Annotated in this window: 19 protein-coding genes and 6 pseudogenes; 12 read left to right on the top strand and 13 right to left on the bottom strand. The window is 58.1% G+C overall.

What is annotated here, in order from left to right; genetic code table 11:
- A pseudogene (locus FHX05_RS28290) lies at positions 1–415 on the bottom strand (IS5 family transposase); the annotation flags it as partial.
- 96 nt (positions 416–511) lie between these two features.
- Here FHX05_RS28290 and FHX05_RS28295 point away from each other — a divergent pair.
- Positions 512–940 carry a histidine kinase gene (locus FHX05_RS28295; protein ID WP_183876048.1) on the top strand — a complete coding sequence of 143 codons (429 nt, stop codon included), beginning with the start codon at positions 512–514 and terminating at the stop codon, positions 938–940.
- Between the two features lie 171 nt (positions 941–1,111).
- A pseudogene (locus tag FHX05_RS28300) lies at positions 1,112–1,492 on the top strand (hypothetical protein); the annotation flags it as partial.
- A 69-nt stretch (positions 1,493–1,561) separates the two neighbouring features.
- On the opposite strand, the gene FHX05_RS28305 reads toward FHX05_RS28300, so the two are convergent.
- Together FHX05_RS28305 and FHX05_RS28310 are read right to left on the bottom strand one after the other, a co-directional pair.
- Positions 1,562–2,059, bottom strand: coding sequence for an RES family NAD+ phosphorylase (locus tag FHX05_RS28305; RefSeq protein ID WP_183876050.1), 498 nt, complete (start codon positions 2,057–2,059; stop codon positions 1,562–1,564).
- A gap of 9 nt (positions 2,060–2,068) precedes the next feature.
- Positions 2,069–2,419 (bottom strand): antitoxin Xre/MbcA/ParS toxin-binding domain-containing protein, encoded by a 351-nt coding sequence (locus tag FHX05_RS28310; RefSeq protein WP_112609663.1) that lies wholly within the window; start codon positions 2,417–2,419, stop codon positions 2,069–2,071.
- 684 nt (positions 2,420–3,103) lie between these two features.
- Between FHX05_RS28310 and FHX05_RS28315 the strand changes: the two genes are divergently transcribed.
- Entirely contained in the window at positions 3,104–3,592 is a 489-nt protein-coding gene (locus FHX05_RS28315) for an Rrf2 family transcriptional regulator (RefSeq protein ID WP_112420555.1), read from the top strand.
- Here the strand turns inward: FHX05_RS28315 and FHX05_RS28320 are convergent.
- The 5 genes from FHX05_RS28320 to FHX05_RS28340 all read right to left on the bottom strand — a co-directional run bounded on the left by FHX05_RS28320 (position 3,575) and on the right by FHX05_RS28340 (position 7,584).
- Complete coding sequence (locus FHX05_RS28320) at positions 3,575–4,597, bottom strand: mechanosensitive ion channel family protein (RefSeq protein WP_183876052.1); 1,023 nt, start codon at positions 4,595–4,597, stop codon at positions 3,575–3,577. The genes FHX05_RS28315 and FHX05_RS28320 overlap by 18 nt on opposite strands.
- 73 nt (positions 4,598–4,670) lie before the next feature.
- A complete protein-coding gene (locus FHX05_RS28325; RefSeq protein WP_183876054.1) occupies positions 4,671–5,087 on the bottom strand; it encodes a cupin domain-containing protein in 417 nt (138 codons plus the stop codon).
- A 59-nt stretch (positions 5,088–5,146) separates the two neighbouring features.
- Complete coding sequence (locus tag FHX05_RS28330) at positions 5,147–5,899, bottom strand: SDR family oxidoreductase (RefSeq protein ID WP_112413162.1); 753 nt, start codon at positions 5,897–5,899, stop codon at positions 5,147–5,149.
- Positions 5,900–6,059: 160 nt separating this feature from the next.
- A complete protein-coding gene (locus tag FHX05_RS28335) occupies positions 6,060–6,974 on the bottom strand; it encodes an MBL fold metallo-hydrolase (RefSeq protein WP_183876056.1) in 915 nt (304 codons plus the stop codon).
- Between the two features lie 130 nt (positions 6,975–7,104).
- Positions 7,105–7,584 carry a carboxymuconolactone decarboxylase family protein gene (locus FHX05_RS28340; RefSeq protein ID WP_112420551.1) on the bottom strand — a complete coding sequence of 160 codons (480 nt, stop codon included), beginning with the start codon at positions 7,582–7,584 and terminating at the stop codon, positions 7,105–7,107.
- A 127-nt stretch (positions 7,585–7,711) separates the two neighbouring features.
- Here FHX05_RS28340 and FHX05_RS28345 point away from each other — a divergent pair, with 127 nt between their 5' ends.
- Positions 7,712–8,623: a LysR family transcriptional regulator gene (locus FHX05_RS28345; RefSeq protein ID WP_112420550.1), complete on the top strand. Its 912-nt coding sequence runs from the start codon at positions 7,712–7,714 to the stop codon at positions 8,621–8,623.
- A gap of 449 nt (positions 8,624–9,072) precedes the next feature.
- Positions 9,073–9,477 (top strand): annotated as a pseudogene (locus FHX05_RS28350) (IS30 family transposase); the annotation flags it as partial.
- Between the two features lie 188 nt (positions 9,478–9,665).
- Here FHX05_RS28350 and FHX05_RS28355 read toward each other — a convergent pair.
- From FHX05_RS28355 to FHX05_RS28370, 4 genes are read right to left on the bottom strand one after another with little or no spacing between them, the layout of a single operon-like run.
- Positions 9,666–10,532: a hypothetical protein gene (locus FHX05_RS28355; protein WP_183876058.1), complete on the bottom strand. Its 867-nt coding sequence runs from the start codon at positions 10,530–10,532 to the stop codon at positions 9,666–9,668.
- Positions 10,529–11,050, bottom strand: a complete 522-nt coding sequence (locus tag FHX05_RS28360) for a hypothetical protein (protein ID WP_183876060.1) — start codon at positions 11,048–11,050, stop codon at positions 10,529–10,531. Before FHX05_RS28360 ends, FHX05_RS28355 begins: the two co-directional genes overlap by 4 nt.
- Positions 11,047–11,898 (bottom strand): class I SAM-dependent methyltransferase, encoded by an 852-nt coding sequence (locus FHX05_RS28365; protein ID WP_183876062.1) that lies wholly within the window; start codon positions 11,896–11,898, stop codon positions 11,047–11,049. Before FHX05_RS28365 ends, FHX05_RS28360 begins: the two co-directional genes overlap by 4 nt.
- Before the next feature lie 56 nt (positions 11,899–11,954).
- The gene (locus FHX05_RS28370) at positions 11,955–12,926 is read right to left on the bottom strand and encodes an alpha/beta hydrolase (protein ID WP_183876064.1); all 972 of its coding nucleotides are present in this window, start codon (positions 12,924–12,926) and stop codon (positions 11,955–11,957) included.
- A 265-nt stretch (positions 12,927–13,191) separates the two neighbouring features.
- On the opposite strand from FHX05_RS28370, the pseudogene FHX05_RS28375 reads away from it, so the two are divergent.
- The 6 genes and pseudogenes from FHX05_RS28375 to FHX05_RS28400 all read left to right on the top strand — a co-directional run bounded on the left by FHX05_RS28375 (position 13,192) and on the right by FHX05_RS28400 (position 19,518).
- Positions 13,192–14,198 (top strand): annotated as a pseudogene (locus FHX05_RS28375) (LysR family transcriptional regulator).
- 409 nt (positions 14,199–14,607) lie between these two features.
- Complete coding sequence (locus FHX05_RS28380) at positions 14,608–15,666, top strand: GSU2403 family nucleotidyltransferase fold protein (RefSeq protein ID WP_348648355.1); 1,059 nt, start codon at positions 14,608–14,610, stop codon at positions 15,664–15,666.
- A 352-nt stretch (positions 15,667–16,018) separates the two neighbouring features.
- A pseudogene (locus FHX05_RS28385) lies at positions 16,019–16,339 on the top strand (transposase); the annotation flags it as partial.
- Between the two features lie 33 nt (positions 16,340–16,372).
- Positions 16,373–16,547 (top strand): annotated as a pseudogene (locus FHX05_RS28390) (isochorismatase family protein); the annotation flags it as partial.
- 230 nt (positions 16,548–16,777) lie between these two features.
- Entirely contained in the window at positions 16,778–17,056 is a 279-nt protein-coding gene (locus tag FHX05_RS28395) for a DUF2934 domain-containing protein (protein ID WP_183876068.1), read from the top strand.
- Positions 17,057–17,118: 62 nt separating this feature from the next.
- A complete protein-coding gene (locus FHX05_RS28400; RefSeq protein WP_183876070.1) occupies positions 17,119–19,518 on the top strand; it encodes a membrane-bound PQQ-dependent dehydrogenase, glucose/quinate/shikimate family in 2,400 nt (799 codons plus the stop codon).
- 386 nt (positions 19,519–19,904) lie between these two features.
- Here FHX05_RS28400 and FHX05_RS28405 read toward each other — a convergent pair whose 3' ends face one another.
- Positions 19,905–20,111: a hypothetical protein gene (locus tag FHX05_RS28405; protein ID WP_183876072.1), complete on the bottom strand. Its 207-nt coding sequence runs from the start codon at positions 20,109–20,111 to the stop codon at positions 19,905–19,907.
- A gap of 201 nt (positions 20,112–20,312) precedes the next feature.
- On the opposite strand from FHX05_RS28405, the gene FHX05_RS28410 reads away from it, so the two are divergent.
- Entirely contained in the window at positions 20,313–20,981 is a 669-nt protein-coding gene (locus tag FHX05_RS28410) for a cytochrome c3 family protein (protein ID WP_183876074.1), read from the top strand.
- Positions 20,982–20,984 lie beyond the last annotated feature (3 nt).

The following is a 20,984-nucleotide window of genomic DNA, read 5'->3' on the forward strand; positions in this document are numbered from 1 at the left end:
AACAGGCAAGCCATCAGCATCGACGAGCGCGTGGATCTTTGTTGTCAGGCCGCCACGCGAACGTCCCATGCAAGGATCGGCAGATCCCCCTTTTTGCATTGGCACCATGTTGGTGAACGCGGACGCAGGAGGAATCGATCATCACTATGTCGCCGGCATAACGTTTTGAAACAGCAGCCAGAAGGCGATCCCAGACGCCCGCTTTACGCCAGCGCGAGAACCGATTGTAAAGCGTTGTGCGTGGACCATAGCGCTCCGGCACATCACGCCAGGATGAGCCAGTCCGGAAGCGCCATAGGATACCATTGATCACCCGGCGGTCATCTACGCGCTCAATTCCACGGCTGTTGGTCGGCAGCAACGGCGCGATAACCGCCCATTCCTCGTCGGTCAATTCATGACGGCGCATGGCAATCTCCTTTTCTGGAGATTGAATCACACACCAGCACCAACATGAACCCAGTTATGGGGACACGGCCTAGCGTCTCCTTTCGCGGCGCAGGCCGCGACCTTGACATTTCCCAGTGACAAGCCTGTCGCGAGTATCACCATTCCGGATAGCTGGAAGCCGGAGGAAACCGACGGTGGCGTCCAAGGGACCTCCGACGATTCCGCGGTCTATCTTTCAGTCGAGGTCGCCAGCGGCAAATCCATGGAGAAAGTTGTTACCGGTGCAATCGATTTTCTCGCAAAGAACAAAGTAACGATCGACCCATCTACCCAAAAGGAGACACCTGCAACCGACGTCAACGGTATGCAGATGGCCACCCTGGAATGGGATGGCAAGGATGAAGACGGTCCCGTTAGCGTCGGCTTGCTAATCGCGCAGGTGAGCGCTGACAACGCTCTCGTCGTGACGTACTGGGGAGACAAGGGCGAGGAAGATAAGCACGATGCTGAAGTCAAGGCGATCATCGCCTCGATCAAGCCGGTTGAGTGACCGTATCTGTGGCAGCGGTGAAGTTATCGCCGCTGCCACTGGGTTGTCGAATACCGCCGCGAGTTGACCTTCGGGGGGCGGATTAAAAGTTGGACTGATTTTCACGTTAAGGCCGAGACTTTTTCGGTATTCGATGGGGCTGAGATGACGCAGACGTAGACCTTCAACTGGCTGTTCGGCGGTGCCCGCGCCGGCAAGGTTCGTTTCCTGATAGGCTCGTCGGAGACGATGAGCACCGGCGTCAATGCCCAGCTCAGGCTCAAAACGCTCCAGCATCTCGACGTCCCGCGGTTGCCATCGCAGATTGAGCAGCACGAGGGACGGATTGTCCGCCAGGGCAATCAGCATGAGGAGGTCGATATCTTCGCCCATACTACCGAAGGCTCGCTTGCCGCCTCGATGTGGCAGAACAACGAGCGCAAGGCGCGGTTCATCGCCGCGGCACTCTCCGGCTTCACCTCGATCCGGAGGCTTGAGGATATTGGCAAGGGTACCGCCGACCAATTCGCCATGGCCAAAGCTATCGCGTCGGGCGATGAGCGGTTGATGCAATGATGGGCCGGTCGCGTGGTCATCCGCGGCAAGTTTTTCCGCGGCGAGATAGATGATGTGCTGCGCAGATTATCGTGACAGTCGGTGTTCGTCGTCAATCAGGATTAGGCGGCTAGGCGGTGTGCTGCCCCACGTCCAGAGGACGAGATTGAAATCGTCGTTCGTTGCAGCGGGTGCGAAGCTCTTCACGAACAGCCCGCAACAGCCGTCGACAGCAAGCTGGCGCGCGAAGGCTTGTGTTTTCGCCTCACCCGAAACCTTCATCTGGTCACGCCATGTTGGATCGGCGAGTGCCTTCGCATCCATGCCCCGCGCCCGAAGGGCCGCGTCGTCCCGGCAGTCGAACACATGTTCGATATTGGCATCATAGGAAACCAGCGTCGTCGGTTGCAGATTTCCGACCTGATTGGCTTCCTTCAACGCCGTCATGATTGTCAGCGACGTATAGAGGGCCGGCACGCCTTTCGGGTTGAAGCGGCCGCCATAGAGTTCCGCTCCGCGTCCCGACAAAGGCTCGCGGGCGTAGATCGGGTTGAGCGCCCGGTAGAGCTTTCCTTGATACTGCATCGGCGGGGGTTATGCGTGAATGCCGGCGTCGACCGCGTCGATATAGTCGAGCACCTCGTCGGCGCGACCGTTGCGGACCAGTTGCATCGCCGTCTGACCGGAGAAACCAGACAGCGGCTCGGAGCGATACCAAGCGTAGGCCATCAGCGCCGAGCCGAAGCGCGGTTCGACCTTATTGACGATCTCAATCATCTCCCGCAGGCGCCGCTGCGTTCTGTCGGAGCGAATACGATCCTTACGTTGGATCGCGTCTTTTCCAAGTCCGGCAGTGCGCGCGATCTCTTCGCTGGTCGTGCGAAATGCATCCGCGATCTTGCGTGGTGCGAACAGCCCATCGTCTGCATATTGGGCGATGCCCATGATCCGCCTCCATCTTCATGGTGCCATTAATATAGACGCTATATAGCGTCAATAATGGCGGCATTCAATGCCCTTCGGAAAAAATGAGGGAGGACGGGAAACTCCTCTCGCAGATCGGTGGAATTGTCACTGAATCACCGCCGCGACAATCCTTGGCCGTCAAATGGCGCGCGAGCAATGTCCGCCTCATCTTGGTTAACCTCGCCGTCGATCTGATCCTCGGTACGCACATCGGCACGCAGCCGGGTGTGCCTCGACTGATGCCGCCGACTGGCCTGGTCAGCTCCGGCGAAATCCCTCTAACCAGGGGAAGCTATATCTTGCTATTCTGGGATGTCGGTCTGCTTCCGGCCCCTATGTCGGTCATTACATGCCGGAAGGGCTAATGTCCGCTACTGGGGAATTTCAGACGGTTCGCTTTCGTAACAACCCGGTCGCCGGTTCTAATCCGCTCAAGGCGGTCATTCTGACTCTCGTCGAGTTGCTCCTTTCAATGCAATCGGTCGTCCAGCAAGAATCGCGCAGGCTATGTTGCCTCGGAGCGAAACCAGTAGAGCTATTCATCCTGCTGAGGCTCGGCATTGGGATTAGGTGGTCAAGAGCTCCACCTTTTGTTTACACGGGGACGAGATAAGGATATTTGTTATCCTTGATAGCATGTGCCGAGGCCTTGGAAGTGAATTCATGATTTTGAAAAGCCAAGTCGAATGGGCACTCCACTGCTGTGCTATTCTTGCCGCTCTGCCCGACGGTCGCTATCTCTCGACCAAAGCGCTTGCCGAATTTCATGGGCTCCCGAAGGAATACCTTTCCAAGGCCCTGCAGGGCCTGTCCCACGCGGGACTTGTCGACACGTCTCTTGGTCCGTCCGGCGGCTACCGACTGGCAAAGCCTTCGACGGATATCACTTTCCTCGAAATTGTTGAAGCTGTGGAAGGCCGGCAGCGTACGTTCGTCTGCAGCAATATCAGGGCCAACAATCCCTGCCGCCCGAAGGACTATTGCGAGAGCAGCCCTTGTGCGGTGGCGCGCATCATGTGGGAGGCCGACGAAGCGTGGCGCGCGAAACTGGGCAGCGTCAAATTGTCAGACCTCGTCGGCATTCTGTCGAAGGAGATCCCGCCGGAACTCTGGAAAAGTTCTTTCGAATGGGTGCTAGAGCGCGCCGGATGATATCGCCCTGGGAGTGGCCTGTTCCTTCTGTTCGCCCGTCGGGAGGCAGATGAGACTTTGGGCCGGCATCGCCAATGATATTCCGTTCGCCCTGCAATGTTCGTAGATGAGGTCGATGATCTCGTTCTGTGCCGGCATGCGGCCTGCCGCGCTCGCGACGCGGAAGAACAGCTCGACCTCGATGGCGATTGCGTCGATCGTCTTGAGCGCGACGACCGGCGGCGGGTTCATGACGATCCCTTCGCAGCCCTGCAGGACGGCAAGCATGACCTCTTCGACGAGCCGCGGCTTGTGTATGGCGGATATTCGTATCGTCAGTGAGATCTGGTGCGACTCATCAGGGCGGCTGCGATTGGTAACACCCTGTTTCGCCAGCACGCTGTTCGGCAGGACGACGACGTTATATCCGCCCGAAAGCAGATTGGTGGAGCGCCAGTTGGTTTCGACGACGCGACCTTCGGTGCCGTCGGCGAGCTGGATCCAGTCGCCGATGACGTAGGCGCGACCGAGTGCCAGCGCGATCCCGGAAAAGACATCGGCAAGCGTGTTCTGCAGCGCAAGGCCGATGATGACGACGACGATACCTGAGGTGGCAATCAATGGCCCAACCGGTGCGCCGAAGACGAAGCCGATGACGGACAGGGCGACGCCGAGATAGACGATGCCGACTATCAGATCTTGAAGAAGGTGCGCCTCCTGCGGCCGGCGGTTGAGGGTGAGATAGATATGGAGGAAGCCGATCATCGTCCAGGCGAGATGCAGCCACCAGAGAACCCTTGCGGACTTGGCAAGCAGGATGCCGGCATCCCGCAGCTCGCTGTCATCAAGGTGATAAGGCGAAATTCCGGCAAGCCAGAGCACGAGGCTCATGCAGCAAAAGAACAGGATCTGCACGACGAGGCGAGCCGTCGGACGCCGACGCCCCTGAATATGCCAAATGACGATACCGGCCAGTCCGAGCAGATTGATCAAGACGAGCGGCAGAAAATGATGTTCGCCAAACATGATAGGACTCACCGACGATAATTTCCTGAAGTCGGGAAGGGACAGGCGCCTGCGGCGCCAGTCCCGCATCCAGCTATTTCTTGATCGGGAAGGTCAGTTCCTTTTGGTTAGTGTCGACGACGAAGACGGCCAACAGCTTCGCCGGCTTGGCCTTGCTGGCATTCTCGCTGACACCATGGCGGTCGCCCGGCATTTCCGAGAAGCTCTCGCCGGCCTTGAAAACCTTGACCGGGCCGTCGTTGACCTGGCTGCGGATCGCACCCTCCAGGACGGTCGCATAGATGAAGGCCGAATCCGGATGGGTGTGGCCCGAGGAAAAGCCTCCGGGACCGTATTCCACGAGGACGCCCTTGATGCTCTTGCCGGGAACATTCGGCAGTTCGTGTTCGTAGACAAGCGTGACCTTGGCATCCTTCTCGCCGGCATCGTGGGCAGCAGCTGTCGTGGACAGGAGAGCGGCCAGGGTAAGGCCGAGGATAGACTTGATCATCTCGAATTCCTTTCTTGAGAGTTGGGCGGTGCGGCGCCAGGGCGCCACGCCGTTTCCAGTCACTTACGGGCGGAGGTTGCGAACCATTGCTCGAAGGTGATGCGGCCGAGGCGCGGGTTGCCGTCGGATACGAGCGAGCCGTCTTCCAGCCTGGCGCCGAAATAGCGGGCTTCCGGATCCGCCACGACCTTGCGGGCATCGCCCAGGGTCTTGAGGTAGCGGGCGACGAGCTCGTTCAGCCGGACACGTTCCGGACCCGAGATCTCTACGATGCCGTTGATTGCCGCCGAGTTCGCGACGACGGTCATGTTGTCGGCGACGTCGTCGGAAGCGATCGGCTGCACATAGGCCGGCGACAGGCGCACCGTATCGCCCACTGTGCCGGACTGAGCGATGCCGCTTAAGAATTCCATGAACTGCGTCGAATGGACGATCGTATAGGGGATACCGGAGTCGCGGATGATCTTTTCCTGCGCGACCTTGGCGCGCATGTAGCCGCTTTCGGGCAGGCGATCGACGCCGATGATGGAAAGGGCGATATGATGCTTCACGCCGGCCGTCTTTTCCGCTGCCGCCAGATTTCGGCCTGACGTCTCGAAGAATTCGAGCACCGCTTTGTCCTCGAAGGAGGGCGAGTTTGCGAGGTCCATGACGACGGAGGCGCCGGCCAACGCTTCGGCGAGACCTTCGCCAGTCATCGTATTGACGCCGGTGTTCGGCGCGGCCGCGATGACCTCATGGCCCTGCTTGCGAAGGCGGTCGGCTGTTTTCGAACCGATCAGACCGGTCCCGCCGATGATGACGATTTTCATGAGCTTCTCCATTCGCGGCTGCGTCATGCGCCGCATTGTTCGTTCGTTTCTGTATGATGGGTTGCAGGTCGGGCGGTTCGGCCGACGCTTTATGTCCGCTCGGCTGAGCCGGGCGCGGCCCTGACGGCTGCACGCCGGCCCGACACTCGCTCACGAGGAATTAATAGTCCCAGAACACCGGCACCCAACGGAAGACATCGCCGTCGGCTGCCACATGGCCGACCGACGGGAACGGCATATGGGTCGCCACCAGAAGTCCGCGGGTCTCGGCCAGCTCCCGCAGAAGACGGACACGGACGCGGGCAGCCTCCTCCGGATCGTGTTCGAAGCCGTTGAACCAGTCGGGATGATCGAAACCGACCGCGAACACGGCATCGCCAGCAAACATCAGCCGATCCTTGCCCGACGCCACTCGGACCACGCTGTGCCCGGGCGTGTGGCCGCCGGTTCGGGAGACGACCACACCCGGCGCGACCTCGTACCCATCATCGAACAATCTGAGGTGGCTGTCGTACTCTTTTCTGAACTGCTTGGCGGCCGCTCGAAGCGCGTCCGGGAAGCCGGGTGGCATGGACACATGAGAGAAATCGGGCGCCTCCCAGAATTTGACCTCTGCCGCCGCCACATGGATCCTGAGGTCTGCACGCAGCCGCTCCTTCACCCCGTCGACGAGCAGCCCGCCAACGTGGTCCATATGCATATGGGTCAGCACCACGTCGGTAACGGATCCAAGGTCGATGCCGGCGGCTTCCAGTCGCTTGATCAACTGCCCGGCCCGCGGCAGGTTCAACTCCGGGTCCAGTCCTAGGCCGGCGTCGATGAGAATGGTCTGCTTGCCGCTGCGCACCACGACCGCGTTCAGCGCCCAGTCGAAAGCGTCCTGCGGCAGGAACATGTCGTTCAGCCATGCCGCGCGCTCGGCCGGGTCGGCATTATGTCCCAGCATCTTGGTCGGCAGCGGCAACACGCCGTCGCTGATCACGAGCACCTCGATGTCGCCGATCTGCACTGCGTAGCGCGACGGGACCAGTTCGTCAGGGTTTGATTTAGCGGGATGAGAAGTGTCCAGGTCCATGTTTGTCTCCTGTTGTTCGAGATCTTGGAACCGATTTGGCCGGCTCCATGGTTGAAACGATTGTCATGAGAGTCTTGATCGCGGCCGCCGGAACGGCCGCGCATCGCTTACCGAGCCTTTCGTGAGAGGCTTAGTTGAGGCCGGCCCTGTCGAGGCCATAGGCCTTGTCGGCCGAGCCCGGCACGGTCTTGAAGGCGATGCTGGCGCGGTTCCAGGCATTGATGACCATGATTACGAAGGTGAGATCGGAGATTTCCTTCTCGGAAAGTTGGCCGCGCACGCGCTCGTAGAGCTCGTCGGGAATGCCGCCTTCATGCAGTTTCGTCACCGCTTCAGTCCAGGCGAGCGCGGCACGCTCCCGGGGAATGAAGAGATTGGATTCCCGCCAGACGGCTATGTGGTGGAGCCGGAGTTCGCTCTCGCCATGGATCTTGGCTTCCTTGACATGCATGTCCAGGCAGAAAGCGCAGCCGTTAATCTGCGATGCGCGAATGTGAACGAGATCCTGGATCTTCTGTTCGATGGCGCTGTCCTTCAGAGCCATGCTGAGTTCCGAGAGTTTCCTGAAGAGTTCCGGTGATTGCTGGGCATAGTTCAAACGCTGGGTCATGGTCGGCTCCGTTATTAAGGATATAAAATGTCCTTATGGATAAAAGATATCCTTGATAGCTGGACAGTAAAGTCCTTCCGGCCTAAGGTTTGAACATAAGGCCTATGCCGAAGAGTATGGGGTGGGAATGGATATCGTATGCGCATTGCAAACATTCATGCGGGTGGTGGAGACTGGCTCCTTTTCCGCCGCAGCGATTGATCTCAGGCTGACGCAGCCTGCTGTTTCACGCCAGGTTTCGGCGCTGGAAGCGCATCTCAACACACGTCTGCTGCATCGCACGACCACCGCGCTGGCGCTGACGGCGGAGGGGGAGCAGATCATCCCGATGGCACGCAAGGTCATCGAAGCGGTCGAGGCGCTTAGTGAAACCACATGTCGTGATGGCGGGCGCATAGCCGGCAAGGTGCGGCTGGCTTTGCCGACACCGCTCGGGCTTTACGTCAGCGACCGGCTCGGGATGCTGCTCGAACGCCATCGGGGACTTTCCGTCGATTTGCTCTTTCGTGAGGAACCGTCCGACCTTGTTGAAGAGGGGATCGATCTTGAGGTACGGCTGGGAACGGTCGCGGACTGCAGTCTGATGTGCCGCAGAATTGGATGGACGACGGCCTTTCTCGTTGCCGCACCTTCCTATCTACAAAAGCGGGCAGCACCCAAAACGCCGGACGATGTCAGCGCTCATGATTGCATCTGTTACAATCGCGCCGGAAATGGCCAGGCATGGTCGTTCTCAAATGGCGCCGAGGACGTTACCGTGCGGACCGCGCCGCGCCTCGTCGCCAGCAATGCGGTTGCCGTTCACCGTGCCGTGCTGGCTGGCAATGGGATTGCGGTACTTTCCCACATTCTTGTCGGGTCCGACATCGAAGAAGGCAGGCTGGTGAATGTCATGCCAGACTTTCCGCCGAGCCGGGTCGCCATCAGCGTCGTCTACCCGTCGCGTCGGAACCTGCCGTTGCGCATCAGGACGGTCCTCGACTTCCTGATTGAGATAGTCGGCAGGGATCCGCTGATGGCGCCCGCGTCTTCTCATTGATTGTGTTGATGACGCGTTTTTGCGTTGCTTGGCAGGCATGGCATCGAAAGCTTTAAATCGGACCGCTTTGTAAAAACCGGTTTCGGCCACACCTAAAGGCAAGCCATGGGGTTCGAATGAGCTGTGACAGGGGAGCCTTCCAAGCTGACGGACGTATCGGCCTCACGCTCTGTTTCCTCATGCGATGGCGTTGTCTTAACGGGTAGCAAAACTTGTGTCTTAAGCGAGCGCCAAGTTTTGATGGAGAAGACGATGGGTGCCGACGTCACTATGATGGGCGCTGGGCATGCTTCCATATCATAGACTATGCCAGATCACGGATGCCTAAGTGGTATATTCTATGTTCAAGTGCAACATGCCAATGATTTCAATGGTTTCACTTTGGAGATTTTCGCATGTCCCGCTGCTATTCGCAATTGACCCTCGCCGACCGCCGTCGCCTTCATTACCTCGTCGAGCGAAAGAGCCGCTACACCGTGACGATCAAGAACCCAAGCCGGCATTCGCGGCCGATCATGGACAAGATCATCGAAGCCTTCTCGCCTTTGCCAGCCTTTGCACGCCAGAGCTTCACCTTTGACCGCGGCACCGAGTTTGCCGGCTTCAGGGCTTTGCAAGATGGCATCGGCGCATGCAGTTGTTTCTGCGATCCCAGCGCGCCGTGGCAAAAAGGTGCGGTCGAAAACGGCAACAAGCGCATTCGCCGCTTCATGCCAGGCGACACAAATCTGGCCGAAGTGCCGCAATCGGGGCTGGTTCAACTCCCTCGCCATCTGAACGACCAACCCCGTAAATGCCTTGGATACAAGACGCCGGCCGAGGTGTTCATGGCGCATTTGCAGGATCAGGCGTGATCCCCTACCCTGCAAAATAGGCGTGATGCACTTGGGAGCTTCTCCAGTCATTGATAATGTGGGATGCGGCGCGAAAGCAGCGGTTCGTATCCCTTCACATCATACGGATCCGATTTTTTTGACTGTAGTCGTGGTCTTTAAAAGCGGCGTTTGTTAATTTGTGTCGAGATTTCACCCATCTTTGTATTTCATCGCGAGCCTAGAACTTGCAGCGAGCTCATCGATCGTGCGACGGGCACCGCAGTATCGCTCCGATCATATGCTTCCGCGAAAGAAGTGCCGTTTGCCACCGCCTGTAGGAGAGCAATCACAGCATCTGAACCGCCGTGGCCTGATATCCATCGGCTGACGCGGCATGCGGCTTTGGCATATAGGCCGGATGTTTGGGCGGACTCGACCCAGGCTTCACGTGTCGTGGGCATCGGACCGTCAGGCGACGCGAGGCAACGGTCCTCAGCAGAAGCAGGCTTCAAATAGCGGCCGTCATCGGAGACGAAGACTGCTAGCCCTTCATCGAACCATTGCGGCACCATACGCCGGTAGGCCTTGGTGATGCCGATGCGACGATGCAGCTCGATATGGGATAGTTCATGGGCGGCAATGGTTACGGTGTTGCCCCGCGGCGATAGGAACAGAGCAATGTCCAGCAATGCCATACCTCTGGAGCCGCCCCCGCCGATCCGGCGATAACAGTCGTCATCACCGCAAACGAAGATATCCGGCTTGCCGACCACATCTCGGTAGAAATTGCGAACACGATCTCGCGCGAGGCCGATTGTCTCAACCGCCTCCTGCATCCGAACCGCTGGCATGCCTTGCTCTACAAATATTTGGTCTCCAGAATTGTTGAAGCCCATGCAATTTGGACAAACCTCGGCGGCTAGGGGCGGATACGTCAATGACATGCCGCTCAGCGCGACTATCCCAGATATCAGCACGATCGCTATCATCCTCACAAAGCGCATGCGGTGAGGAGGTCGGAAATTTTTCGCTGGAATCTGTTCCTCTTCTCCGCTGACTCGGAAGGCGGTCTGCCCTTTGTTCCTTTCGCTCACGGGTTCGTTCCCGGTCGCCGTCCCAATGAGATAGAGCCGGATCGTCTGACCGGCAGCCACAGTACAAGGGCGGTGACATGCGTGATGAACAGCAAAGGCACATAAAGGATGACGATGCCGTAGGCGGATCCGAGCTCGCCTGGAGGCAAGCTCAACTGGAGACCGTGAGCATAGTCGACAGTGATATCAATGATGCCCACCACGTTGAAAGCAATCACCAACATCCAAAATAACGGACGGAAGCTCACTGCGGCCACGGCGAGCATGGCCAATATGCCGGTTGCAAAGTCGCCATATGCGGCAAATTCGGCAAATCCCCGAGGCAGGTTTGGCCCGACAACGCCGGGAATCAGAAAGACCAGCCCGAAAAAGCGGAAGCTGTGCAAGGCGGCAATGGCGCGATGTGCTTCAGCCCGATCTAACGTTCTCAAGCGCGGCCATCCGTAGGCGGCCATAAGCAGCAGCCACGGCACATAACCAAGAATAAGGTGGAGCTGAAAGATGGTGGTAGCGGTCATGCGGCTTCTCCTTCGTCGCGGATACCGACAGCCTTGGCTTCGAATACGGCGCAGAGGATGCCAAGCCGGCCATCAAGCAGATTGCGCCCGAGATTGACGGCAGCTTTTGCAAAGTCCGGCCCCATGAGGAGCCCGAGATTGAGCGCCGGCGGTGTGGCGGTCGGGCGGAGCTGGCTTGCCCATTCCCTGGCTGCTTCCGCGTCGTCGCCCACGACCAATGCTCGGAATCCCGCCTGTTCAATCATCTTCTGTGTCAGCTGGCTCGGCAGTAGAAAGCTCGTCGAGGATGTGGAGGCCCATGGCAGGGGATAATCGGGTTCGCCGCCGAGCAGGACGACGTCATAGGTCGCAAACCTGCCGCCGACCCTCAGCACACGCCGGATCTCGGCATAAAGTCGATCGCGGGCTCCGATGTTCATAGCCACATGTTGCAAGAATACCGCGTCAAATCGGGCATTGTCAAATGGCAGATCGAGGGCGCTTCCTACCTCGAAGTCGACCTGGTCCTGCTGGCCGGTACGCTGGGTCAGATAGCGGGCAGCCTGGATAAAGGGTTCACTAAGGTCGATGCCTTTTACGGAGCAACCATACGTCGCCGCGAGGAAGCGCGCGGGTCCCCCGACACCAGCCCCAACATCAAGCACGGACATCCCAGCGTTAAGTCCGGCGAGAGCAGCAAGTTCCACCGTCGCGGCCATGCCTCGCGTATGAAATTGATCGAGGGTGGCAAGCTCACGGGCATGGAGCGTTTTTTCCTCCGACCCGAAGCTGGAGAGTGCGGCTTTTAATCGGTCGGTCAGGCCGGTGACGCGATAGTGGGCGCGTACGCCATCGAGTTCGTCGGTCATTGGAGTTTCCTTTTTAGAGAAAGGCTGCAAATTCCAGAGCACGCTTTCATTCGCGTCTAGAGTTGTTGTAGGAAATCGATCATTGCGGCACTGACGTCGGTGGCACGCTCCTGTTGGGTCCAGTGGCCGCAACCGGGCAGTATCAACGGGCGGCGTAGCTTCGGAACAAACTTGGCCTGAAGCGGAATAAATTCACGATTGGCGGCGGCGACGAAGTCGCGGTCGCCCGTGACATAGAGAGCCGGAACGGTTACTTCTGCGCCCAGCGTCATCTCTAAAAGCTCCCAACTTCGATCGATGTTGCGGTACCAGCTCAAGGGGCCACGGAAACCGCTGCGGGTGAATTCTTCGATGTAGACCTCCAACTCGGCAGACGTGATCCAACCGGGCAAAGGTGGGCTCTCCAGTAGAGCGGCACCGCTTCGTGGGATCATTCCAGGCCCAAGGTCCGCGCTCGTCGCGCTAGCGGCCTGCGACGCCTCACCAGACATCTGGTAGAAGAGGGAGCGCAGCGTCTGCCGCCTATTCTGCTCCATTCCGATTTCGGCTTGAGGAGTAGCCAGATAGAGCTGGTAGTAAACCGCCTTGTCGTTCTGCGGCATGAGCGTCGTCGGCAAAACCGAGGTGCCGAACCCTCGAGGCCTGAAGGGGGCACTGAGGCCAATGACGGCACGGAACTTATCCGGCCGCATCAATGCCGCCTGCCACGCAATGGTCGCTCCGAAATCGTGACCGGCGATGACCGCCTGATCGACACCCAGGGTGTCGATCAGGCCCACCATATCGCCGATATAATCAAGGATGGTGTATTTCCCTCCGTCTGGCGGGCAGTCGCTGCGACCATAGCCGCGGAGATCCGGCGCAATCGCACGAAACCCCGCCTGGGCCAGCATCGTCAGCTGATGCCGCCACGAATACCAGCATTCCGGAAAGCCATGGAGGAGGATAACCAGGGGCCCCGAACCCTGCTCCACAACATGCACTCGTATGCCATTGGCATCGACTACGTGGTGCGTAAGTTCCGGCATCTGCGGATCCACCCAGGCTGTCGGCTCATCGTCATGCCTGACGAACCCTGCCGCTACGGCCAGAAGTGGTCTAGCAGCCACGACACTTGCGAACGCGCCTGACCCCAACAGCACCGCGCGTCTCGATAGGCGGGCTTCGTCGTTGTTGGATTTGGAGTCTCCAGCCTCTCGTCCATTCCGGTTTGCCATCCGTGTCACTCCGTTTCGCAAGGAAACAATATGACCCCTTTCCGAGAGCGACTATTCTCGATAATGTTCACGGGCTATGAAGCAGAACTTCACGGTCCGACAAGGCGCCCTGGATGGTGTCGAGGCATTCCTGAGCGTCGCCGAGCATCGGAATTTCCGGCGCGCTGCCGCTGAGCTGGGGGTGACTCCCTCCGCAGTCAGCCAAGCCATCCGGGCTCTCGAAAGCCGGATGGGAGCGCCGCTTTTCATCCGCACCACGCGCAGTGTCGGTCTTACCGAGGCAGGAGAGCGCTTCTTTTCGCGGGCTAAACCGGCCTTCGAAGAGCTCGTTGCGGCCGGTCGGGCAGCTTATGACCTGGGACAGCGACCATCGGGCTACTCAGATTAGCGGTGCCGCGCGCGGTCGTGCCGATCCTCTTGGAACCGCTCCTCGCCTCATTTTCGGAGGCCTATCCTGAGATCGAGGTCGAGATCGCCGTCAGCGAGGAATTGATCGATCTTGCCGTGCACGGGTTCGATGCCGGTATTCGCATGGGCCAGTTCATCGCTGCCGACATGGTGGCGGTGCGTATGACGCCGCCTTTCCCGATGGTGGTCGTTGGCAGTCCCTCTTATTTCTCACGTCGCGTCCAGCCGAACCGGCCGGAAGATTTGCGGGAACATGCCTGCATAAGATGGCGGCGGTCGAACGGCGCGCTCGCGCTTTGGTCCTTCACGACAAACAGTGGTGTCTTGGAGTTGGCGGTCACCGGCCCGCTGATCGCAAATGACTTTCCTACCCTGCTTGGGGCGGCGCTCGAGGGTATGGGCCTGGCGCAGCTTCCGCGCCCGATTGTCGCTTCTGCGCTGGAGGCGGGAACGCTCAAAAGTGTCCTGGAACCTTTCGCTCCCATTACACCGGGGGTTTTCCTCTACTTTCCTCACCGTCGGCAGATGCTGCCGAAACTCCGCGCGTTCATCGATCATGTGAAGAGTGGCAATGCTGTTCGCGAGACGGTCGTAATGTCAGCCAATAGTCGCACTCAGCCGTTGGGCGGGATAGGCGGAGGTGCGCCAGCCGGCACGCCACGAAATGACCGCTAGCTCGGATCGAACGCGCGGGCCGCTCATCTGGCTATAGCTCGCGCCATGGTCGCGACGAAACGCAAAATGGAGTGAAATCTCAACACGATGAATAATCGGCCTTGTCCGGCAAACTGTAAGACCACCCCTACACATGTTCCATAACAGAACCTCATCCCCATGAAAGGCACACGACTCATCAGATTAGATAAACTCCAGAAAGCGGTGTTGGTTCGATTCTCTTCAAGGCGGGGCATCTCGACAGTGGCGCTATACTATGTTCGAGAAATTAGTATAACGAGGATCAAGGTGGGTAGTGCCTTGTATTGGAGTAGCGGAGGCGGGCAGAGTCCACTGGGTAAAAGTCGCCAAGCTTGCTTGCTGGTCGTAACTATACTAGATTTGTGAAAAAGATATAGAGGCCGCCGTGATTAAGCAGATTGACCTCATGTTTCGCACCATGGTCGCGGAACTCCAGCAACGGGCATTTGATGATGATTGGGCGGAAGACTTCCCCCCATCGGGTAGATTCGTGCCGGTGGCAGTTGATGGTCGGCGTTATTGGTATTTCGACCAACCCGACGGTGAGGGTGGGCAGAAGCGCCGGTATGTCGGGCCTGCCGACGACCCCTTGATTTCGGAACGGGTCGAAACCTTCAAGGGTGAGAAGTCAGACTATAAGGCTCGCCGCAAGTACGTTTCCACGCTAACGCGCGAGGCCGGTTTGATTGCCGCTGATCGCTTTACCGGCGATATCGTACAGGCGCTTGCCAAGGCCGGTCTCTTCCGGCTGCGCGGTGTTCTCATCGGCACTGTCGCTTTTCAATGCTACTCGGCTTATCTCGGCATCCGTCTGCCTTCGGCGGCGATCCTAACAGGTGATGCAGACCTGGCCCAGGACTTCGCGATTTCCGCGGAGGTGGCGGATTCGCTACCGCCGATCCTCGATCTCCTAAAAGGGCTTGATCCAACATTCCGCGCGGTGCCGCATATCAGCGGCAGCTCTCGATCTCATGCTTTCCGGAATCAAACCGGTTACAGGGTCGAGTTCATGACGACAAACAGGGGAGCCGAAGAATATTCGGACAAACCCGCCAACATGCCCGCTCTCGGCGGCGCATCAGCCGAACCGCTGAGATTCATGGATTTCTTGATCCGCGATCCCGTTCGTTCGATCTTGCTACATGGTGCCGGGATCTCAGTTGTTATCCCTGATCCTTGCAGGTACGCGGTGCACAAGCTTATCATTGCCGGTCGCCGCCGGAATGACGCCGGCGGCCAGGCCAAACGGGATAAAGACCTTAGACAGGCAGGAATACTATTCGACGCTCTGCCGGTCACAGGCCATGGACCATCACTGGCTGACGCGCTGGAAGAGGCATGGGATCGCGGGCCTGCTTGGAAGCTGGCGATCTCGGAGGCAGCCGAAACCATGCACAAGGAATATTGGGGCGCTATCAATCGAATGGTTGGTATTCTCAAGAGATAAAGGATAGGCCTGCTCGAAAAGGCAGGCCCTACGGCAACGCTCATTCGTATCAGGTTGCACTCGGCCTAACCTTTCTCTGACTCAGCTCTTCATTCCGCTTTCCAGTCTTGGTTCAAAATCTTGGCGGCCAATGCTGCCTTGTCCTGCAGAAGGGCGTGAACGTCCAGCCCAACATAAATCACTCTTTTCATGAGCATTTTTCCTTTCAAACCCAAGTGTGTTCGACAAGGAAAACCTAGCGACATCGCCGCCGTAAATCGCTCATCTGGTCTACGGAGAATTGGTGCAGGGATCAAATTTCAACATTTTGCATCTATGCGGCCGGATCGAAAATAGGTTGATTGATCCAAGCATGCCACACAAACATAACGCCGCCCGCCGCCATCACATCGGTAAAATGAAGGTCGGGGTGACGAACTGGGCGGAGTATGAGGCGGGCCTTCGCCGCCGTGGCAGTCTGACCCTTTGGGTAACGCCGGAAGCACTTGATGGTTGGTCTGCCCCACGACGCAAGACGCGAGGTGGCCAGCCTCTCTATTCGGATCTGGCGATCGAAACGACGCTGATGCTGGGCGTGGTATTCGGATTGCGGCTGCACCAGAGTGAAGGTTTTTTGAATTCAGTGCTTGATATGATGGGATTGGATCTGCCTGTGCCCGATCACACCACGCTCAGATCGTGCGCTCGGGAAACCGCCTAGCTGCGTCAAGGTGTCGACACCTTGGTTATAAGCGGGGGAGAGACGGATGTCTGCGTTCTGATTGCGGCACTTGGCGCCATCGATCTCGGTTATGACGTTATTATCCTGTTGCAGCGGCGATGCACGTGATGCAGCGCTCACGTTGTTTGAAAGGCGATTTCCCTACAGACCAAGATTGTGACGGTCGAAGAGTTTCTGGCTGACCGGCAGTCAGCATGAATCGCCCTGCCGGCAAGAGTGTTTTACTGCGGACGGTAAGGTTTATGCGGGTAAGCAATCAGGATCGCGCCGAAGACCATCCAAGCATCGCGTTGCGCGGCTTGTCGGTCGGAGTTGTTGAAGGTCTGGTCTGTTCGGGAACTCTGCGGCTCCGGCGCAGTTGGATGTCGGCATTTGTGAAAGGATTCTCCGATGACAAAAGAGGACATCAGAAAGGCTGCCCATGTTAGACGGGAAATGCAAGGACAGCCGGATGGGCAGAAATTGCGCCATCGGTTGGTTGCGGAACGTGAGCTAAAGGCGGGTGACGAAGATTTCCTGAAAACGTCGTCTGCTGACCATCATGCCGGCGTGATGACGGAGTCGGAGGATGAAACCCACCCAGCTCCCACGTCGTCGGATGCCATTCCGTCACAAGAAGCCAAGCCCGGAAGATTCAGGCCAGGAGAGCTTGCCTCCGAGAACAAGTGAGACGGCTTACTTCTAATCGGTCGAACGCCTAAGTGTGCCTTGCGCCAAAGGGAGGAGCCTTGATGCGCATTCTTTTCATTTCTTCGGCCTGTCTCGTCGGGCTGATCGGCATCACGATCGCGTGCCTTGGCGCATGGCTGTTCCTACTCGGCGGTACCTCCTATTATTTGATCGCTGGCGTCATCCTTTTATGTGTTGCGATGCTGTTGGTCAGGCGAAGCGTCTTCGGTCCATGGCTTTACACATTATTGTTGATCGGAACGCTGGCATGGGCTCTGGCCGAATCCTCATTCGACGGCTGGGCGCTTATCCCGAGACTCGTCGCTCCGGCGGTTCTTGGCCTATGGATCTGGTCCCCTTGGGTTGCCGGTCGCATCGAGCGCTTGGCAAGGGCAAGAATAATCCTCGTCGCCAATTTCGTCTTTGCATTGGCGATCCTATTCTTCGTCTTTGGCGCAGGCTATCGCATCAGCGAGGCTAGGACCATCAATTTCGGCGATCCCGCCCGCTGGAAGGCGATGGATGGAGACGGGAGCGACGCGGGTTCAGCAGGCGACTGGGCCTACTACGGAGGCACGCCGGCGGGAGACAGGTATTCGTCTCTCGATAAAATCACGCCTGACAATGTCGATCTTTTGAAACAAGCTTGGTCGTTTTCGACGGGCGACAAGCCGAGGTCGGGTGAGAATTCCAAAGGCAGGGAGTTCAGCTTTGAAGCGACACCGATAAAGATTGGAAATAGCCTTTATTTCTGCACGCCGCATCGCGAGGTTATCGCGCTCGATGCAACGACCGGAAAGCTGAGATGGCGTTATGACCCGGGCGGTGACATGTCGCACAACGTCTATCAAGCTTGTCGCGGGGTTTCATATTACGATGCCTCGGCCGTGACATCCGCAGGCCCATGCGCGCGCCGCATAATCTCGACCGCATCGGATCTTCCAAGGCTATTCGAACTTGATGCCGATACAGGCAAGCCCTGCGAGCAGTTCGGTGAGCAAGGAATGGTCGATTTGCGCGATCATATGGGGCCGGTTCCGCCAGGGTTTCATTTCATTTCCTCGCCGCCGCTTGTCCTCAACGGGCGTATAGTTCTGGGAGGATGGGTCTACGACAATCAGACCGTCGGCGAGCCTTCAGGCGTCATACGTGCCTTTGACGCAAATACGGGGCGACTTGCATGGTCGTGGGACATGGGAAAGCATCCCGCCAATAAGCCGCTTGATACGGATGAAACCTATACACGCGGAACGCCGAACGGCTGGGGTGTCTATACGGCCGATCCAAAGCTCAATCTCGTCTTCGTGCCCCTGGGTAACGCGACCCCGGACTATTTCGGGGGGCAACGCAGATCTTTTGACGATCGCTATTCAAGCTCGCTGGTGGCGTTGGATCTGACCACCGGGCAGGAGAGATGGCATTTTCAAACCGTACATCATGATCTGTGGGATTTCGATCTTCCCGTGGGGCCATCGCTTGTCGATCTTCCAGACGACAAAGGCGGGAGTATCCCGGCGCTTGTTCAAACCAGCAAACAGGGCCAGCTTTTCCTCCTTGACCGTCGCGATGGCCATCCTCTGACTGAGGTCGATGAACGGCCGGTACCGCAGGGCGATATACCGGGCGAACGCTATTCGCCCACACAGCCCTTCTCGACCGGCATGCCGCAGCTGCTCGCGCCCAAACTTCGGGAAACGGATATGTGGGGTGCAACTCCAATCGATCAGCTTCTTTGCCGGATCTCGTTTCGGCGGATGCGGGACGATGGTTTGTTTACGCCGCCAGGATTGAAACCCACCATCGGCTGGCCAGCCTTCGACGGCACCTCCGATTGGTATGGCGCAACGATCGACCCGGAGCGCAAACTCTTGTATATCAACACGACCTTCATGCCGTTTCAACTGCAGATGCTTCCCTATGCTTCGGCACTTGCCAAAGGGCTCTTTGCACCCTGGGGTGGTTGGAACCAACCCTATCCGCAGCCTGACTTCCAGAATAACCCCGAGCATGGCACGCCTTTTTCCATTGTCGTCAAAGCCTGGCTCGGTGTGCTTGACATTCCTTGTACCCGCCCGCCTTGGGGGCAGATGCAGGCAATCGATCTGTTGGCAAAAAAGGTCGCATGGCAGCGTCCGCTGGGAACGACGGAGGATATGGGGCCATTTGGTCTGCGTCTGCCATTTGGTCTGCCCACCGGAATATTCAGCATGGGCGGAAGTGTTGCCACCCATAGCGGCTTGATCTTCATTGCTGCGACGACGGATCAATACATCCGTGCGCTTGATGGCAAGACGGGAAAAGTCGTCTGGCAGTTTCACCTGCCGGCAGGTGGAAACGCCACCCCCTTGACCTATCTCGGCACGGACGGAAGACAGTACGTCGTCGTTGCAGCCGGTGGGCACGGCGGTGTGCAGTCGCGCAATGGTGACGAAATCGTCGCGTTCGCGTTGCCGCATGGCTAGCTCATGAAGCAATTCTCCATCGCTGTGATAGGCACGGTCTAACCACATTTTTCCAGGAATGGGATGGGAAGCAATCTTCTGGCCGTCTGTTCGGGGCGCAAGACCAAGGACGGTCTCGAGAACAAACTAAAGGAAAAGCATCGTGGCTTCCCAACGTGGATCCCATGAGCAGCATGTAAAGGCTCAGCAACGCCACAAGAATTCGTAATCGAATTCGAAATGGCTGTTGTCGGCATGTTGTCCTGCAGGGGCGTCGGATCGGCCATACGAGCCAGCACGCGCAAAAAGCCAGCGCGTCTGCAATAAGCTGCAGGCAGGTCTCAAGCGATCATACAAGTCATCGTGGGCCAATAGGGCAAGCCTTCATTCAGCCCGAGGCGGCGGCGTCAATCGTCACCCTTCTGTTTTAGGGCGTCGGACACACGGTGTTTGCGGGGATGATCGATATTTTCGCCATGGGCGTCGCGCGCTTTTTCACCGCCATCCTTCGCCGGCAGATATCCAGCCGGCTTTGATCGAGCGGATCCTTCCCATCGCGGTGACTGATCCGTCGTTCCTGGCGCACCACCTTCACGCGGTTGCTGATGTTTCATAGCCGATCTCCTCCGGGATGCAGTTTGCAGCGGTCGCGGCAATGACGGTCCGCCTTCGTTCGTAAAAACCGCCTGCGGTCCAGATTGTTCCTCGCAAACGGAATGGGATGCGCTCTCAGTGGCCTTCATGACAGCTAGGTGGAACTTTCAATCCCGGTTTTTCGTTTGGCCCTATTGCGAGGGCGAATTCAGGGGAATTGCGTGGCGCAGATCTTTACGGCATCGGCTGATACGAGGTTGCGCGCGTTCCTGCTCGTTGCTGCGCTCCTTATATTTCTGATCGTCCTGTTTGTCGGCGGATATGCCAGTTCCAGCTATGGCACCCTGGTCGGCTGGGTGCAGGATCAGCCGGTACCCTTCAGCCATGAGCACCACGTGGCAGGTCTCGGCATCGATTGTCGGTATTGTCACACCTCCGTCGAGACAAGCGCCCGCGCGGGATTACCAGCGACTCATATCTGCATGAGCTGCCATTCGCAGATCTGGACCGGCGCGGCCATGCTGGCGCCCGTACGCCATAGCCTTGCCGACAACGTGCCGCTCGCTTGGAATCGCGTAAGCAGGCTACCCGATTACGTCTATTTCAACCATTCGATCCATGTTGCCCGCGGTGTTCCCTGTGTCACCTGCCATGGGCGCGTCGACCGGATGCCGCTGATGATGCGCGCCCAGCCTTTCCAGATGCAATGGTGTCTGGACTGTCATCGGAATCCCGCGCCGAATCTTCGCCCGCCGGATCAAGTGACACGCATGGACTGGTCCGACTGGGATGCCAACTCCGAAGAGCACAAGGATTTCGGCACGCAGGTGGTGAAGACCTATGGCATCGAACCGAGGAAACTCATCCAATGCAATATCTGTCACAGGTGATGC

The organism is Rhizobium sp. BK491 (assembly GCF_014194925.1).
Classification (GTDB): Bacteria; Pseudomonadota; Alphaproteobacteria; order Rhizobiales; family Rhizobiaceae; genus Rhizobium.

Bases quoted from the DNA above. Each gene is read 5' to 3' on its own strand.
- FHX05_RS28305 (WP_183876050.1), bottom strand. From the start codon at position 2,059: ATGCAGTATCAAGGAAAGCTCTACCGGGCGCTCAACCCGATCTACGCC.
- FHX05_RS28310 (WP_112609663.1), bottom strand. From the start codon at position 2,419: ATGGGCATCGCCCAATATGCAGACGATGGGCTGTTCGCACCACGCAAG.
- FHX05_RS28315 (WP_112420555.1), top strand. From the start codon at position 3,104: ATGATTTTGAAAAGCCAAGTCGAATGGGCACTCCACTGCTGTGCTATT.
- FHX05_RS28320 (WP_183876052.1), bottom strand. From the start codon at position 4,597: ATGTTTGGCGAACATCATTTTCTGCCGCTCGTCTTGATCAATCTGCTC.
- FHX05_RS28325 (WP_183876054.1), bottom strand. From the start codon at position 5,087: ATGATCAAGTCTATCCTCGGCCTTACCCTGGCCGCTCTCCTGTCCACG.
- FHX05_RS28330 (WP_112413162.1), bottom strand. From the start codon at position 5,899: ATGAAAATCGTCATCATCGGCGGGACCGGTCTGATCGGTTCGAAAACA.
- FHX05_RS28335 (WP_183876056.1), bottom strand. From the start codon at position 6,974: ATGGACCTGGACACTTCTCATCCCGCTAAATCAAACCCTGACGAACTG.
- FHX05_RS28340 (WP_112420551.1), bottom strand. From the start codon at position 7,584: ATGACCCAGCGTTTGAACTATGCCCAGCAATCACCGGAACTCTTCAGG.
- FHX05_RS28345 (WP_112420550.1), top strand. From the start codon at position 7,712: ATGGATATCGTATGCGCATTGCAAACATTCATGCGGGTGGTGGAGACT.
- FHX05_RS28360 (WP_183876060.1), bottom strand. From the start codon at position 11,050: ATGACCGCTACCACCATCTTTCAGCTCCACCTTATTCTTGGTTATGTG.
- FHX05_RS28365 (WP_183876062.1), bottom strand. From the start codon at position 11,898: ATGACCGACGAACTCGATGGCGTACGCGCCCACTATCGCGTCACCGGC.
- FHX05_RS28370 (WP_183876064.1), bottom strand. From the start codon at position 12,926: ATGCCGGAACTTACGCACCACGTAGTCGATGCCAATGGCATACGAGTG.
- FHX05_RS28395 (WP_183876068.1), top strand. From the start codon at position 16,778: ATGACAAAAGAGGACATCAGAAAGGCTGCCCATGTTAGACGGGAAATG.
- FHX05_RS28400 (WP_183876070.1), top strand. From the start codon at position 17,119: ATGCGCATTCTTTTCATTTCTTCGGCCTGTCTCGTCGGGCTGATCGGC.
- FHX05_RS28405 (WP_183876072.1), bottom strand. From the start codon at position 20,111: ATGAAACATCAGCAACCGCGTGAAGGTGGTGCGCCAGGAACGACGGAT.